Origin of the sequence: Luteolibacter sp., from assembly GCF_039920825.1 — a bacterium.
In the GTDB taxonomy this organism is placed as follows: Bacteria; Verrucomicrobiota; Verrucomicrobiia; order Verrucomicrobiales; family Akkermansiaceae; genus Luteolibacter.
Genome location: NZ_JBDSCX010000070.1, coordinates 84,155 through 97,992 on the forward strand (window position 1 = coordinate 84,155; position 13,838 = coordinate 97,992).

12 protein-coding genes are annotated in these 13,838 nt (G+C 61.7%); 5 read left to right on the forward strand and 7 right to left on the reverse strand.

From position 1 onward, the window contains the following. Positions 1–8: 8 nt before the first annotated feature. From ABIQ96_RS20560 to ABIQ96_RS20575, 4 genes are read right to left on the reverse strand one after another with little or no spacing between them, the layout of a single operon-like run. On the reverse strand, positions 9–566 hold the full coding sequence (locus tag ABIQ96_RS20560) for a DUF4136 domain-containing protein (RefSeq protein ID WP_348216514.1): 558 nt from the start codon (positions 564–566) through the stop codon (positions 9–11). Beyond that, positions 563–2,269, reverse strand: coding sequence for a SulP family inorganic anion transporter (locus ABIQ96_RS20565; protein WP_348216515.1), 1,707 nt, complete (start codon positions 2,267–2,269; stop codon positions 563–565). The genes ABIQ96_RS20560 and ABIQ96_RS20565 overlap by 4 nt, the downstream gene beginning before the upstream one ends. Continuing rightward, positions 2,266–3,183, reverse strand: a complete 918-nt coding sequence (locus ABIQ96_RS20570) for a polyphosphate kinase 2 family protein (RefSeq protein WP_348216516.1) — start codon at positions 3,181–3,183, stop codon at positions 2,266–2,268. The genes ABIQ96_RS20565 and ABIQ96_RS20570 overlap by 4 nt, the downstream gene beginning before the upstream one ends. Before the next feature lie 37 nt (positions 3,184–3,220). Further along, the gene (locus tag ABIQ96_RS20575; protein ID WP_348216517.1) at positions 3,221–3,979 is read right to left on the reverse strand and encodes a LuxR C-terminal-related transcriptional regulator; all 759 of its coding nucleotides are present in this window, start codon (positions 3,977–3,979) and stop codon (positions 3,221–3,223) included. Between the two features lie 227 nt (positions 3,980–4,206). Between ABIQ96_RS20575 and ABIQ96_RS20580 the strand changes: the two genes are divergently transcribed. Further along, positions 4,207–5,118 carry an SgcJ/EcaC family oxidoreductase gene (locus ABIQ96_RS20580; protein WP_348216518.1) on the forward strand — a complete coding sequence of 304 codons (912 nt, stop codon included), beginning with the start codon at positions 4,207–4,209 and terminating at the stop codon, positions 5,116–5,118. A 493-nt stretch (positions 5,119–5,611) separates the two neighbouring features. Here ABIQ96_RS20580 and ABIQ96_RS20585 read toward each other — a convergent pair whose 3' ends face one another. Further along, positions 5,612–6,115 carry a hypothetical protein gene (locus ABIQ96_RS20585; RefSeq protein WP_348216519.1) on the reverse strand — a complete coding sequence of 168 codons (504 nt, stop codon included), beginning with the start codon at positions 6,113–6,115 and terminating at the stop codon, positions 5,612–5,614. Between ABIQ96_RS20585 and ABIQ96_RS20590 the strand changes: the two genes are divergently transcribed. The 4 genes from ABIQ96_RS20590 (at position 6,101) to ABIQ96_RS20605 (ending at position 10,466) form a co-directional block, all read left to right on the forward strand. Further along, the gene (locus tag ABIQ96_RS20590) at positions 6,101–7,036 is read left to right on the forward strand and encodes a mu-protocadherin-cell-suface protein (protein WP_348216520.1); all 936 of its coding nucleotides are present in this window, start codon (positions 6,101–6,103) and stop codon (positions 7,034–7,036) included. The two genes, ABIQ96_RS20585 and ABIQ96_RS20590, sit on opposite strands and share 15 nt — an antisense overlap. A gap of 82 nt (positions 7,037–7,118) precedes the next feature. Further along, positions 7,119–7,448: a hypothetical protein gene (locus tag ABIQ96_RS20595; RefSeq protein WP_348216521.1), complete on the forward strand. Its 330-nt coding sequence runs from the start codon at positions 7,119–7,121 to the stop codon at positions 7,446–7,448. Positions 7,449–7,539: 91 nt separating this feature from the next. Further along, positions 7,540–9,210, forward strand: coding sequence for a putative transporter (locus tag ABIQ96_RS20600; RefSeq protein ID WP_348216522.1), 1,671 nt, complete (start codon positions 7,540–7,542; stop codon positions 9,208–9,210). 5 nt (positions 9,211–9,215) lie between these two features. Then, positions 9,216–10,466: an ATP-dependent 6-phosphofructokinase gene (locus ABIQ96_RS20605; protein WP_348216523.1), complete on the forward strand. Its 1,251-nt coding sequence runs from the start codon at positions 9,216–9,218 to the stop codon at positions 10,464–10,466. Here the strand turns inward: ABIQ96_RS20605 and pta are convergent. Both pta and ABIQ96_RS20615 read right to left on the reverse strand, forming a co-directional pair. Next, positions 10,463–12,640, reverse strand: a complete 2,178-nt coding sequence (gene pta, locus ABIQ96_RS20610) for a phosphate acetyltransferase (protein ID WP_348216524.1) — start codon at positions 12,638–12,640, stop codon at positions 10,463–10,465. The two genes, ABIQ96_RS20605 and pta, sit on opposite strands and share 4 nt — an antisense overlap. Positions 12,641–12,650: 10 nt before the next feature. Next, positions 12,651–13,835 (reverse strand): acetate kinase, encoded by a 1,185-nt coding sequence (locus tag ABIQ96_RS20615; RefSeq protein ID WP_348216525.1) that lies wholly within the window; start codon positions 13,833–13,835, stop codon positions 12,651–12,653. Between the last annotated feature and the right edge of the window lie 3 nt (positions 13,836–13,838).

Consider the following 13,838-nt stretch of genomic DNA (forward strand, 5'->3'; position numbering starts at 1 on the left):
GGGACGGATCAGTGGAAAAACGGTGATAGTGCCTGGGCCACCGCCGCGTCGATGCGGGCGGCGCGGGTGCCTGCCGACGCGCCCTTGATCACGTCACCCTTGGCGAAATTCCGATAGATCTGCTTGTTGGTGTGGCTGTCGATCACATCGATGATCACGCCGGCTTGGCGGAAGTAATCCGGGCGTTTGTTTTCGAGGGCCCCGCGGGTATGGGCGAGGTCGGAGATTTCCCCCGCATCGCGGCCGTAGCCAAAGTAGTTCGGATAAGTGGCGGTCATGCCCGGCTCTTGATAGATGACGAGGTAGGCCACGACCAGATCCGCGTTGGCATTGCCATAGGACAGGCCCTTGGCGGTGAACTGTTTGGCAATGGATTTCTGGATTATGCCGTGGACCTGCTTTTCGGTGGCATTGGTGATGGCGGGGCTGTTGGGGTCGCTCTTGATCAGACGCGCAGAGTGATAGCCTTTGCTCGTGCCCTTGGGCATTTCGACCGATGGTGCGCACGAGGCGAACAGGCTGGCGGCGAGAATCAGGGCGGAGTGTTTCAGAATGGTGTGGGTCATAGTGGCGAGGGATCGGGTTGGATTGGGAAATATTTTTTCAACACGGTCTCCACCGTTTGGTCCGGCTCGATGGGGCCGTAGAATTTCTCGAAACCCGCGCGACGGAGAGTTTCCCGCACTCCGCTGTGAGCCTCGGCGAGACGGAAATCGATGCCGCGCTCGATCAGCGTTTCGCGGATTTCGGTGAGCAATTCGGCACCTGCCAGATCGAGTCCGGGGACGGTGCCGAGGTAAAACACGGCGATGCGCACGCCAGGTCCTCTGGCGTCCAACAGCTCGAAGAACCGGTCCCGGACATATTCGGCATTGAAATAGAGCACCGCGCCGTCGTTGCGGAAAATGAACGCGTCGGGCACCCGCTGGTTGTTCTGATGGCGGATCACGTCGGCGAAATAATCGGTCCCCGGCACCCGGCCGAGCTCGGTCGAATGCGGGTACATCGAACGATGCAGCAGCAGAAGCAGCGAGAGAATCGCCCCGATCAGCACGCCCATCAGCAGTCCCGAACCGAGCACTCCGAGAAGGGCCATCGCGGCGACGGAAAACTCCGCCCTGCTGAAACTCCAGATTTGTTTCAGCGCCGACAATTTGAAAAGCCCGGTGACCGCCACCAGCACGATCGCCGCCAGCACCGGTTGGGGCAGGAAACGCAGCATGCCCGATAGAAACAGCGTGACCAGCAGGATGAGCAGCGCCGCGATGAATCCCGAAAGCGGCGTGCGCGCTCCGCCGGATTCGTTGACCAGCGATTGCGACATGCCGCCGCTGGTCGGGAAACCCTGCCCGAGACCCGCCATGAGATTCGCTGCGGCGAGGGCGACGAATTCCTGATCCGAGTCCAGCCGGTAATTATGCTTCCGCGCGAACATCCGGCCGATCGCGGCGGTTTCCACCGCTCCTAGCAGAAAACAGGCCATCGCCAGCGGCAGCAGTTCGTTCACATCGCTGCGCTGCATGTGTTGGAACCCGAAGGCGGGCAAACCCTGCGGCACCTGGCCCAGCAATTTCACGCCATGGGCGGCGAGATCAAACTGCGCGCCCGCCCACAATCCGCCGATCACCACGAAAAGCGCGGTGGGTTTGTTAGGTAGGAATTTTTTCCCCAGCAACAGCAGCCCCAGCGCCCCACCGCCGACCGCGATGGAGGCAGGATTCGTGTCTCCGGCGTGGCGGATGAAATGGCCCATTCTCTCCCAGAAATCGCCGTGCGATCCGGAGAGCCCGCAGAGTTTCGGCAGTTGGGAGCTGGCCAGATAGAGTGCCACGCCGCATTTGAAGCCGATGAGCACGGACTCGGAAATGAAGTTGATGATCACGCCCGCGCGGAACAGCCGGGCGAGCAGCGCGAGCGCGGCGACCATCACCGCAGTGGTGGCTGCCAGGGCCGCGTGACGTGCTGGATCGCCCGCCGCCATCGGGCCGAGCGTCGAGCCGACGAGCAGCGAAATCGCCGAGGTGACCGTGACCGTCGTCTGCCGCGAGCTGGTGAACAACCAGAAAACGAGACCGGAAAACAAACACGCATAGAGTCCCGCCGCCGGGGGCAGTCCGGCGAGTGAGGCATCACCGATGCCGGCCGGCATGAGGTAGGCCGCCAGCGTGATGCCCGCGACGATGTCACCGCGGAGCCAGGCGGGCTGATAGGTGCGCAGCCAGCCGAGCGCCGGAACGAGGCTGCGGGTCTTGGTCTGCGGGCCACTCACGATTCCGTTTCAACATCCTTGTCCGAGCCTTCAAGCTTGGCCCTGGCTGCGGCGAGTTTGGCCAGTTGTGCTTCGCTGACCTTCGGGTATTCGAGTCCAAGCCCCTGGATGGAGGTGGTGATGATGTCCGCGACGAGCGCGCGGGCGACGTATTTCCGATCAGCCGGAATGATGTGCCATGGAGCGCGCTTGGTGCTGGTGGCGGAGATCGCGTCCTCGAAGGCTTTCCGATAGCTTTTCCAGTGCTCGCGTTCCGCCAGATCGGCTTCGGAGAATTTCCAGTGCTTGTCCGGATTGGTCAGGCGTTCGAGGAAACGGCGTTTCTGCTCGTCCTTGGAGAGGTGCAGGAAAAACTTGAGGACCAGCGTGCCGTTGCGGCTGAGGTGCTTTTCGAAGTTGTTGATGTCCTCGTAGCGTTTCTCCCAGAAGTGCTTGTCGGGCTTGGCCGGTGCGCCGGGTCCGAGCCACTCCGGGTGGACTTTTACGACCAACACGTCCTCGTAATACGAGCGGTTGAAAATCCCGATCCGTCCGCGCTCCGGCAGCGACTTCATGTAGCGCCAGAGGAAATTGTGATCCAACTCCTCTGCGGACGGCTTCTTGAAACTGAATACCTGGCAGCCCTGCGGATTCACCCCGGACATGACGTGGCGGATGGTTCCGTCCTTGCCGGCCGCGTCCATGGCCTGAAGGACGATCAGCACCGAGTGGGTGTCGCTGGCGTATAACAGCTCCTGAGCCTTGTTCATTTCCTCCCGGCTTTGTTCGAGGATTTCCTTAGCCCGTTCCTTGATCGCATCCTTGCCGAGTTCCTTCGCGTTGTCGGTCTCGGTCCAGTCCGTCACGTATTCCTTGAGATTCACTTCGGAGCCGGGCTCGACGAGGAATTGATTGAGTAATTTCGGATTGATCATGGCGGGTAGTGGGTTGTTGCCGCTTCACGGCGATGGATCAATCTGGCAGATATTCGTTCCGGATGGCAAGCCGTGCATGGGGTCGCTCCTGTCGGACCTTGGTCCCACCTGCCGCGTGGCGTGGAGGACCCGGATCGGAAGGTTGCAAGGATTCAGGGAATTCCAGAATCTCAGCGACCACGGCGAGCCTCACGAGATCAGCTACGGACACGACTCCGGTTTTGCGCATCATGCGTCCGCGATGGACCTTGATGGTTTTTTCGGCGCTGCCGAGTTCCGCGGCGATCTGTTTGTTGAGTAGGCCCGCGATCACCCTTTCCATCACCGCGAACTCGCGTGGAGTGAGTCGGGAGATTTTCATTCTCGCAGTAGCTCGGGCTTCACTGGCGGCAAGGATGGCGTATGAGCGGGCGAGGGCGCGGTCCACAGCTTCCAGCAGGATTTCGGGACTCGCCGGTTTGCTCAGGAAATCGACGGCGCCGGCCTTCATGGCGCGGGCGCACATCGGCACGTCGCCATGGTCGGTGAGAAAAACAAGCTGCTCGGACCGGTTTGCGAGTTCCTTCTGAATCTCGAAGCCGTCCACTTCCGGCGTGCTCACATCAAGCACCAGGCAGCAGGAGCCCGAGTGGTGGTGGTTTTTTAGGAAATCCGCGCCTGAAGCGAAGGTGCGCACTGGCAGCCCTGCGGAGTGGAAAATCTGGCTGATGAAATCCTCCTCGCCCAGTATGCAGACCAAGGGTTCGGCGGTCGTTTGCGGGCGGGCTTGTTCGAGAGATGCAATTTCCTGTACCATGGATTGCGTGGTGCGGTTGTTTTTTCCTGAGAACAGGAAGATTCCTAGCTCATTTATTGGCTTTTCATTCGCGTTCTTACAAGCCGGGAATTGTCGGAAATCAAGACGCACCGAGGAAAACGGAAAATTTGCGTTTCGATGGATGGGACTTTAGTCTGATGGACAATGAATGACATGTCTGATTGAATTCAGCAGATTCGGAATCACGCTAACAAATTTCAAATTCCATGAAAACCACCTTCGTTCTGATGTCGCTCGCCGCCGCAATGACCAGCGCCGGTTTTGGCGAGGAGCCCGCGAAAAAAACCGATGAAGTCTCGCCGGAAATGGCCGCCGTAATCGCCGCCGACCGAGCCTACGAGGAGGCCTACGCCAAGGCGGATGTGGCGGCGCTCGCCGCCTCTTTCACTGACGACGCTGAATACACTTCGGACGACGGCCGGAACTTCAGCGGGCGGCCCGCTATCGAGGAATCTCTGCGTGCCGCCTTCTCCTCCAACAAGGGCGCGAAAATCGCCATCAAGGCGGATTCCGTCAAAGTTCTGACCCCTGAAGTGGTCGCGGAAAAAGGCTCCACCATCGTGACCTCGAAAGCCGGTGACGAATCCGAGGCGCTCTACACCGCCATCTATCTGAAAAAGGACGGCAAATGGAAAATGAGCCAGCTCGTCGAAACCCCCGTGCCGGATGCCACTCCGAATGAGCAGCTTTCGCAACTTGCCTGGCTGATAGGCGATTGGAACGAAGCGGACAAGGATGCGGGCGTCACTGTCCACAGCCACTATCAATGGGCGCGCGGCGGCAATTTCATCACCCGCAACGTCACTGTGAAACGCGGCGATGACCCGGTCCTCGAAGGCTGGCAGATCATTGGTTGGGATCCGGTCGCGGAGGGCATCCACTCTTGGACCTTCGATGACGAGGGCGGCTTTGCCGAGGGAACTTGGACCAACGAAGGCCAGCGCTGGCTCTCGCGTGAGACCGGCTATTCCGCAGACGGCAGCCGCACCACAGCCGACAACACCTTTTCCAAATCCGGCGACGATACCTTCTTTTGGGAATCCGGAAACCGTACGCTCGACGGCGATCCGCAGCCGGGCATTGGACGCGTTGAAATCCATCGTTTGAAAGGAGAATAAAGCCATGCGCTCGAAATTCGCATCCGTTTCAATGTTCGTGGCGATCTTCGCCATGCTGTTCCAATCCATGCCAGTTGCCGAGGGCCGCGGCGGCGGAGGGGGTGGGCGAGGCGGTGGTGGCGGCAGTCGAGGAGGCGGTGGTGGAGCGCGTTCTTCCGGCGGCGGCAGTTTTTCCCGGCCTTCAGGTGGGGGCAGCTCACGCTCCAGTTCCTCACGACCTTCTTCCAGCTATTCTCGCCCATCATCGGGTGGAAGTTCTTCGTCCCGACCCTCTTCGGGAAGTTCGTCACGGCCATCGACAGGGAGTGCTTCAAGGCCATCGGCAGGAAGTGGTTCCCGTCCGTCAAGCGGAGCATCGCAGCGTCCCTCGGCCGGCACCAGTCGGCCCAGTGCCGGACGTGTTCCTGCCTCTCCATCCACCCGCCCCGCAACCGGTAGTCGGCCGTCGACAGGAAATCGGCCGTCGGCAGGGGCCGGAGCGTCGCAGCTTCCCTCAGGGGTAAGCCGTCCATCGACACGGCCCGGCGGCGCGGATCGTCCCGGTTCGGCTAACCGTCCAAGCACTGGCAACCGCCCGAGCGGTGGGGATGTTGGTAATTTCCTCGGCATCGGCGGTCCGGGTGGAGTTGGCGGCGTCGGTGGTGCAGGCCGTCCCGGTGGTCCGGGTGGGGCTGGCGGCATCGGAGGCACAGGCCGTCCCGGTGGTCCGGGTGGGGCTGGCGGCGTCGGTGGTGCAGGTCGCCCCGGTGGTCCGGGTGGAGTTGGCGGCATCGGTGGTGCAGGCCGTCCCGGTGGTCCGGGCGGAGCTGGTGGCATCGGTGGTGCGGGTCGTCCCGGTGGAATCGGCGGCGCTGGAGGACTTGGTGGCCTCGGCGGTGCTGGCGGACTTGGCGATCGCGGCGGCCTCGGTGACAACCGTCCGCAGGATCGGGCGGACTGGAGCGAGCGTTCGCAAAACCGGAACGAAAACTGGAACCAGCGCGTGGACAATCGCCACGAAAGCATGCAGCAGCGCAACGAGGGTCGCCAGGAGCGCCGGGACGACTTCTCGAAAAACCGCGAGGACCGCTGGGACAACATCAGCAACAACCGCGAGGATCGTCAGGACTGGCGAAACCAGAATCGCGAGGACTGGCAGAATCACCGCGAGGACATGTGGGATTACCGCTTCGACCGCGCGGATGAAATCTGGGATAACTGCGGGGATCGCTACGACAACTGCTTTGACGATCGCTGGTGGGGCCACAGCGGCTGGGGCTATGGCGGCTACTATCCCGCCAATCCCTGGTGGTGGTGGAGACCCGTCACTTGGGCGGCCGCAACTTCATTCGTCTATGCCACCGCGCCGCCACAACCGGTCTATATCGACTACGGCACCACCGTCGTTCAGGAAGGTGAAACCGTCTATGTGGACAACAAGCCCGTGCCAGCGGAGAAATACAACGAGCCGGTGGTAAATCTGGCCATCAACGTCGAGCAACCTCCGCCGCCGGCTCCGCCCGCCGCCGAAGGCAAGCCCGCCGAGTGGATGCCGCTGGGAGTCTTCGCGTTGGCTCAGGAGGAAAAGGGAGATCCCGTCATGTTCTTCCAGATTTCCATCAGCAAGGATGGCAAGGTCAGCGGCGGATACGAAAGCGTCCTTACGGGCGACCAGAAGCCAATCGCCGGCCAGATTGACAAAGAGACTCAGAACCTTGCCTGGCGCATCGGGGATAATATCGAAACCGTCTATGCCACCACGCTGGCGAACCTCACCCAAGACGTGAGCACCGTTGCCATCCACTTCGACAAAGACCGAGTGCAGAACTGGCTCCTCGTGCGCATGCCCGAGCCTCCTCCTGCGGACCAGCCGCCAAAAGCCCCCGAGCTCGACCGGAAAATTCCACCCGCCAACCCCATCCCGGTGAAGGCCCAGTGAAATCCTCCGGCATCGCGCTGGCTGTCTGTATGGGTGCCCAGCGCGCTATTACGAACTCAACCAACAAACTAACGAAACTACAATGAGCTACGATGATGACTGGCCGGACATGACCTGGGAAAACCGGAAGGTGATGGTTCAAAAAACCATCCGCACCGTGACCTTGGACGAGTTGAAAAAACTGGGAGAAGTGCGTTTCCCCATCGTCACCGACCCCTGGTGCGTGCGCTACAACGACTTCCTGGCAGCTCACCCGGACGCGGACTACTTCATCGCCCAGTCCCCGGAACACGCGGAAGTCATCTACTGCCGGGACAGCGGCAAAGGCGTGTGGTTCCTACCGGACAAGGGCATGGGGGTCATCCAGCCCAACGGCCTGAGACTCCTCGCGGAAATCACCGCCAAGCTCTGACTCGGCAATCATCGGGAATCGGGCGAAACGTCGGGAAGGTGAATCCTTTCATTACAAACGGGCATCACTTCCCAACCCTGATCGCTAACAGATGAGCTGGCTGTTCGAACTCCATAAAACGCAGCCCATCGCGCACGCCATCGGGGTTCTCTCATTCGTCTGTGTGCTGGGCATGGCGCTTGGCAGTTTGAAATTCCGCGGCATCGGGCTTGGTACCTCGGGGGTGTTGTTCGCGGGGATCATTGTCGGCCACTTCGGCGAAGCGGTGGATCACCAGACGCTCGATTTTGTGAAAGAGTTCGGACTGATCCTGTTCGTGTTCACCATTGGACTTCAGTTAGGCCCCGGGTTCTTCGCCGCGCTTAGGGAACAAGGGGTTAAAATGAACCTTCTCGCCGCTGTGATTGTTGTCTTGGGCGCGGTCAGCGCTCCGCTGGCGGGATGGATCGCGGGCTTCGATCCGGCGGCCGTGCTGGGGATTTTTTCGGGAGCATCCACCAACACCCCGTCGCTCGGCGCGGCGACGCAGACTCTCGGCACCATCCCGGGCATCGGCGCGGACCGCCTGGCGCTGCCGGCGCTCGCCTATGCCGTGACTTATCCGACGGCCATCATCGGCATCATCGGCACGCTGCTCCTGCTCAAACAAATTTTCCGGATCAATCCGGTCGCCGAGGCCGCAGAGTTCGCAGCGAAAAACCGTCGCCACGTGGAACCGCTTGAGCGCCGCACGCTAGTCGTGACCAACCCGAATCTCGACGGTGTCGAGCTCAGCCACATCCCCGGTCGCCTGGAGGCCGGAGTCACCATTTCCCGCATCCGTCATGACGGAGAGACCCACATCGCCGGCGAAACGTCGGTGCTCCATCTCGACGACCGGCTCGCCGTCGTTGGCACATCGGCGGCGCTGGACAATTTCGCGCGCGTCATCGGCCGCAGCAGCGATGAGGATCTTGTAATCAACGACGGCTCTATCAGCTATCGCCGTGTGGTCGTTACCGATCGGAATGTGCTCGGAAAAAACGTCGGCCAGCTTGAGCTTGGCGAACGATTCGGCGTGGCGGTCACCCGTGTCACCCGCGCCGATCTTGAAATGTCAGCCGTTCCCGGCCTGCGTTTGCAATTTGGCGATCAGCTCCAGATTGTCGGCCGTGACAAGGATCTCGATGCGGCGGCCAAGGCACTTGGAAATTCGCTCAAGGAAATCAATGAAACGCACTTCATCCCATTTTTCATCGGCCTTGCTCTGGGCGTCGCGCTCGGCACCATGCCAATCGCATTTCCCGGCATCCCGCAGCCGGTCAAGCTGGGCCTCGCCGGCGGGCCGCTGGTCGTCGCGCTGATTCTCGGCCGGGTCGGCCGCATCCGCCGTCAGGTCTGGCACATGCCGATCAACACGAACCTCGCCTTTCGCGAGTTCGGCATCGCGCTGTTTTTCGCGGCGGTGGGCCTCGGTGCCGGTTCGAAATTCTTCGCCACCGTCTTCAGCACCACCGGCCTGCAATGGCTTGCCGCCGGGATCGCCGTCACAATGCTGCCGCTGCTGATCGTCGGGATCTTCGCCCGTGTCGTTTTGAAAATGAATTTCATGGACCTCAGCGGTTTGCTGGCAGGCAGCATGACCGATCCACCCGCGCTCGCATTCGCTTCTAACATCGCTGGCTCCGACGCGCCCACCGTCGGCTACGCCACCGTCTATCCGCTCACCACCCTCATGCGCATCCTTGCCGCGCAGATTCTCACGATCATTCTCTTCCAGTGAAATTCATGCCCATCACCACGCTTGGCGAGGCCGGATTCGACTCGCCGCTGTCGGTTTGCGACTCCTCCTCGATTTTCGTCCCGTCGGAAATCCAGTGGCCTAACGGCAAGCCGGCGGACGACCTCATGCTGTTCGAAAAAGCCGGTCCGCGCTCGAAACTGCTTTTCGATCCCGCCCGGACCAGGGCCGCCATCGTCACTTGCGGCGGACTCTGCCCCGGCCTCAACAATGTCATCCGGTCCGTGACGCGCGAGCTGCGCCGCAGCTATGGCGTGACGTCCGTGCTAGGGATCCGGGGTGGCTACAAGGGCCTCGATCCCTCGCGGGGCAAGCCGCCGGTCGAACTAACGGATGATCTCGTCGAGGAGATTCACAAAAAGGGCGGTACGTTGTTAGGCACGTCGCGCGGACCGGTGGATATTTCCATCGCCGTGGATTTCCTGATCTCCCAAAAGGTGGACATACTCTTCACCGTCGGTGGCGATGGCACGCAGCGCGGCGGCCACGCGCTCTATCATGAGGCGCTGAAACGCGGCCACCCGCTCGCCGTTGTCGGCATTCCAAAAACCATCGACAACGACGTCCGCCACGTTTCGCGCACGTTCGGTTTCGGCACCGCGGTGGACGAGGCGGTGCGGGTGATCGACAGTGCGCACACCGAGGCGCGCAGTGTGGACAACGGCGTTTCTGTGGTGAAACTGATGGGCCGTCACGCCGGATTCATCGCCGCGGCCGCCACCGTCGCCAGCCAGGACGTGAACTTCTGCCTTGTCCCCGAGCAGCCATTCGCCCTTGAAGGATTTCTAACCGCGCTGGAGCGGCGGCTGGAAAAAAAGGAACACGCCGTCATCGTCGTCGCGGAAGGGGCCGGCCAGGACCTCCTCGGAAAAAGCGGCGAAACGGACGCGTCCGGTAATCCGAAGCTGCAGGACATCGGTCATTTCATGCGGGACGCGATCTGCGCCCACTTCAAGTCCCGCGGCATCGAGATGACCATGCGCTACTTCGATCCAAGCTATCAGATCCGCGGCTGCCCTGCCAATACCGAGGACGCCTTGCTCTGCGACCGCCTCGGCCGCCATGCCGTACACGCTGCGATGGCGGGCCGAACGGGCCTGGTCATCAGCTTTCTCAACGGCCAGTATGTGCAGGTGCCCATCGATGTCATCGCCGCCGGCGGCAAGCACCTCGATTTGGACGGTGAGCTCTGGCGCGCCGTGCTCTCGTCCACCGGACAGCAGCAAATGTTTTGTTAGGATCGTTCGCCGCCCGCCGCCTGGATGGCGGTGACGGCGATAGTGTAGATGATGTCGTCCACCAGCGCGCCGCGCGAGAGGTCGTTGACGGGTTTGCGGAGCCCTTGCAGCACGGGGCCGATGCTGATGAGATTGGCACTGCGCTGGACCGCCTTGTAGGTGGTGTTGCCGGTGTTGAGGTCGGGGAAAATGAAGATGGTTGCCTTGCCGGCGACGGGGCTGTCGGGAGCCTTGGTGGCGGCGACTTCGGCGATGGCGGCGGCGTCGTACTGGAGCGGACCGTCTAGCAGAAGATCCGGCCGCAGGGACTTGGCGATCGCGGTGGCTTTCCGCACTTTTTCCACATCCTCGCCGCTGCCGGACTCGCCGGTGCTGTAGCTGATGAGGGCGACGCGGGCAGGAATGCCGAATTGCTCGGCGGTTTCCGCGCTCTGGATGGCGATGTCGGCGAGGGCTTCGGCATCCGGGTTGGGATTCACGGCGCAGTCACCATAGACGAGCACCTGTTCGGGAAGACACATGAAGAAGACGGAGGAAACGACGCGGGCCTTCGCATGGGTCTTGATGAGCTGGAGCGCCGGGCGGATGGTGTTGGCGGAGGAATGGACGGCTCCGGAAACGAGGCCATCGACCTCGCCCATCGCCAGCATGATGGTTCCTAACATGACGTTGTCCTCCAGCGCTTCCATCGCGTCGTGTTCGCTGAGGTTCTTGCTTTTCCGCATTTCCACGAGGTGGGGGACGTAGCGCGGACGCAACGCGGCGGCGTCGAGAATTTCGATTTCATCCGGCAGCGTGACTCCGTTGGCGGCGGCCACCCGGCGGATTTCATCGGGATTTCCCAACAGCACGCAGCGGGCGATTCCACGCTGGCAGCAGGCGGCCGCGGCCTGGATGGTTCGCGGCTCGTCGCCTTCCGGAAGGACGATGCGCTTGTTCGCCTCGCGCGCCCGCGAGGCCAGCGTGTGGCGGAATGCCGCCGGCGACATGCGGATGGCCAGCTCGACCTTGCAACGGTCTTCCAGCTTCTGGCCGGAAATGGCACGGGCGATGAAATCCATGACGTGGTTCATGCGCTCGATGTCGTCGGGCGGAACCTCGGAGCTCATCTGTGAGAGATTGAGCACCGTCTGATAGCTGCCGGTGCGGACCTTGAGGACGGGCAGGCCGGTTTCGAACGAGCGGCGGCAGAGCTCGTGCAATTCGGGAGCCAGCGGCGCGTCTCCGGTGAGGATGATTCCGGAGAGGACGACTCCATTGAGGGCGGCCAGCGCGGCGGCGATGATGACGTCCTCGCGATCGGCCGGCGTGATGAGCAGCGCGCCAGGGGCGAAAACATGATAGATATGGGAAACCGCGCGTGCGCAAAGCGCTACCGAATGAACACGCCGATGGTGCATGTCGCCGGCGGAGATGCTCTCGGCTTCCAGATGACGCGCCACGTCGGAAGTGCGGAAACTTTGCAACCGGCTGTTCGCCGGAATGGCGCCCAGAAGCTCGAAGCTGCCGCTTTTGAAGATTTCGCAACCGTCTAGCAGAGTTTTCACCGCGGCCGCGGTTTTCTCCTCCGAGGTGATGTCCGAGCCGCTTTCGTCCGCGGACGAGTCCACGATCGGCACGACGCCACTCATGGATTCTCCGCGTGGTTTGCCGATTTTGTTGATGATGCAGCCGATGAGTTTCGGGTTGTCGATGCCACCGTAGAGGGCGGCGAGAGTTTCGACCTTGTGGGAAAACTGTTCCGGCGTTTCGTCGCCCAGCGTGGTGACGAGGATGACCTCGGCATCGAGGCTGCTTGCGATGAGGCGGTTCAGGCGGTTGTTGAAAGTGCGTCCGGCGGCGGGGAGCAGTCCTTCGACGATGACGACATCAGATCCTTCTCCGGCCGCGCTGACTTTCTCGACGATCCGCTCCATCAGATCGCCGGTCTGTTCCTCACGGACGTAATTGTCCGCCTCCTGGATCGGGATCGATTCCGGCGGAGTGTGGCCCATGGTGGACTGCATGAACCGCACGGACGGATCGTTATCTCCGATGCCCGTATGATTCTGCGAGATGGGTTTGCAAAAACCAACGCGGATCCCGCGGCGGTCGAGCGCACGGACGACACCGAGGCTGACCGAAGTCAGGCCCACTCCGTCGCCGGAAGCCGCAAGGAAAAATGTGTGTCTCATGGCGATGGTTTCAGGAAGTCAGGCGGAGGGTTTCGCGGGCGATCATCAGCTCCTCGTTGGTCGGGACGACAAGGCAGGGGATTCGGCTGTTAGTAGAACTTATGAGGTTCGCGTGCGCGGAGTTTTTTGCATCATCGAGATGGATGCCGAAAATCGCCAGGTGGGCGGCGGTCGCGGCGCGGATTTCAGCGGAATTCTCGCCAATGCCTCCGGTGAAAACCACGGCGTCGATGCGCTCCAGCGCGGCCATGAGTCCGGCCGTGGATTTCGCGAGGCGGTAGCAGAAGACCTCGATGGCCAGCGCGGCCCGCTGATGGCCGTTGCGCGCGGCATCGCTGAGGGTTCTCATGTCGTTGCTCAGGCCGGATAAACCTAACAATCCGCTGCGGGAGTTCAGCATGGCGGTGATTTCGCCCAGCCGCATGCCGGTCTGATCTTGAAGAAACTGATGGAGCGCGGGATCGACATCGCCACTGCGGGTTCCCATGACAAGTCCTTCGCTGGGAGTGAGGCCCATGGTAGTGTCCACGCTGCGGCCGTCGCGGATGGCGCAGCCGCTGCAGCCGTTGCCGATGTGCAGAGTGATGAGGCTGGTTTCCTCCGCACGTTTCCCTAACATACGAGCGGCTTCCAGAGAAACGTAGTGATGGCTGGTGCCGTGGAAACCATAGCGCCGCACCTTGAGATCCTCGTAATAGGAATGGGGAATCGCATAATGAAATGCCTTCGGCGGCAGCGTCTGATGGAAGGCGGTGTCGAAGACCGCGACCTGCGGCAACCCGGGAAACAAGCTGCGGGCGGTCCTGATGCCGGTGAGGTTGGCGGGGTTGTGAAGCGGGGCGAGGCTGGCGCAGCGCTCCACGGCTTCCATCACCCCGTCATCGATCAGCGCGGATGCGGTGAACTCTTCTCCACCATGCACCACGCGGTGTCCGATGCCGCGCGGGGTCAGTCCGTCCATTGATCTAACTGTGGCCTGCAGCGCCTCGTGATGGGACGCGGAGGGAATGGACGTGACGGTGGTTTCTCCGTCCTTTTCGACAGTGAGCGTGGCGTCGGGGCCCCCCAGCCGCTCGGCCAGACCTTTCAGCAAAACGGTTTCGCCCTCCGCGGGAAGCACCGCTAATTTCAACGACGAGCTCCCGCAGTTGATCACAATGACGCAGTCTGCGCCGGTGGACGAAGGAGTCTGCATGAG

Excerpts from the sequence above, each read along its gene's own strand:
- ABIQ96_RS20560 (WP_348216514.1), bottom strand. The coding sequence starts at position 566 with ATGACCCACACCATTCTGAAACACTCCGCCCTGATTCTCGCCGCCAGC.
- ABIQ96_RS20570 (WP_348216516.1), bottom strand. The coding sequence starts at position 3,183 with ATGATCAATCCGAAATTACTCAATCAATTCCTCGTCGAGCCCGGCTCC.
- ABIQ96_RS20575 (WP_348216517.1), bottom strand. The coding sequence starts at position 3,979 with ATGGTACAGGAAATTGCATCTCTCGAACAAGCCCGCCCGCAAACGACC.
- ABIQ96_RS20580 (WP_348216518.1), top strand. The coding sequence starts at position 4,207 with ATGAAAACCACCTTCGTTCTGATGTCGCTCGCCGCCGCAATGACCAGC.
- ABIQ96_RS20595 (WP_348216521.1), top strand. The coding sequence starts at position 7,119 with ATGAGCTACGATGATGACTGGCCGGACATGACCTGGGAAAACCGGAAG.
- ABIQ96_RS20600 (WP_348216522.1), top strand. The coding sequence starts at position 7,540 with ATGAGCTGGCTGTTCGAACTCCATAAAACGCAGCCCATCGCGCACGCC.
- ABIQ96_RS20605 (WP_348216523.1), top strand. The coding sequence starts at position 9,216 with ATGCCCATCACCACGCTTGGCGAGGCCGGATTCGACTCGCCGCTGTCG.
- pta (WP_348216524.1), bottom strand. The coding sequence starts at position 12,640 with ATGAGACACACATTTTTCCTTGCGGCTTCCGGCGACGGAGTGGGCCTG.
- ABIQ96_RS20615 (WP_348216525.1), bottom strand. The coding sequence starts at position 13,835 with ATGCAGACTCCTTCGTCCACCGGCGCAGACTGCGTCATTGTGATCAAC.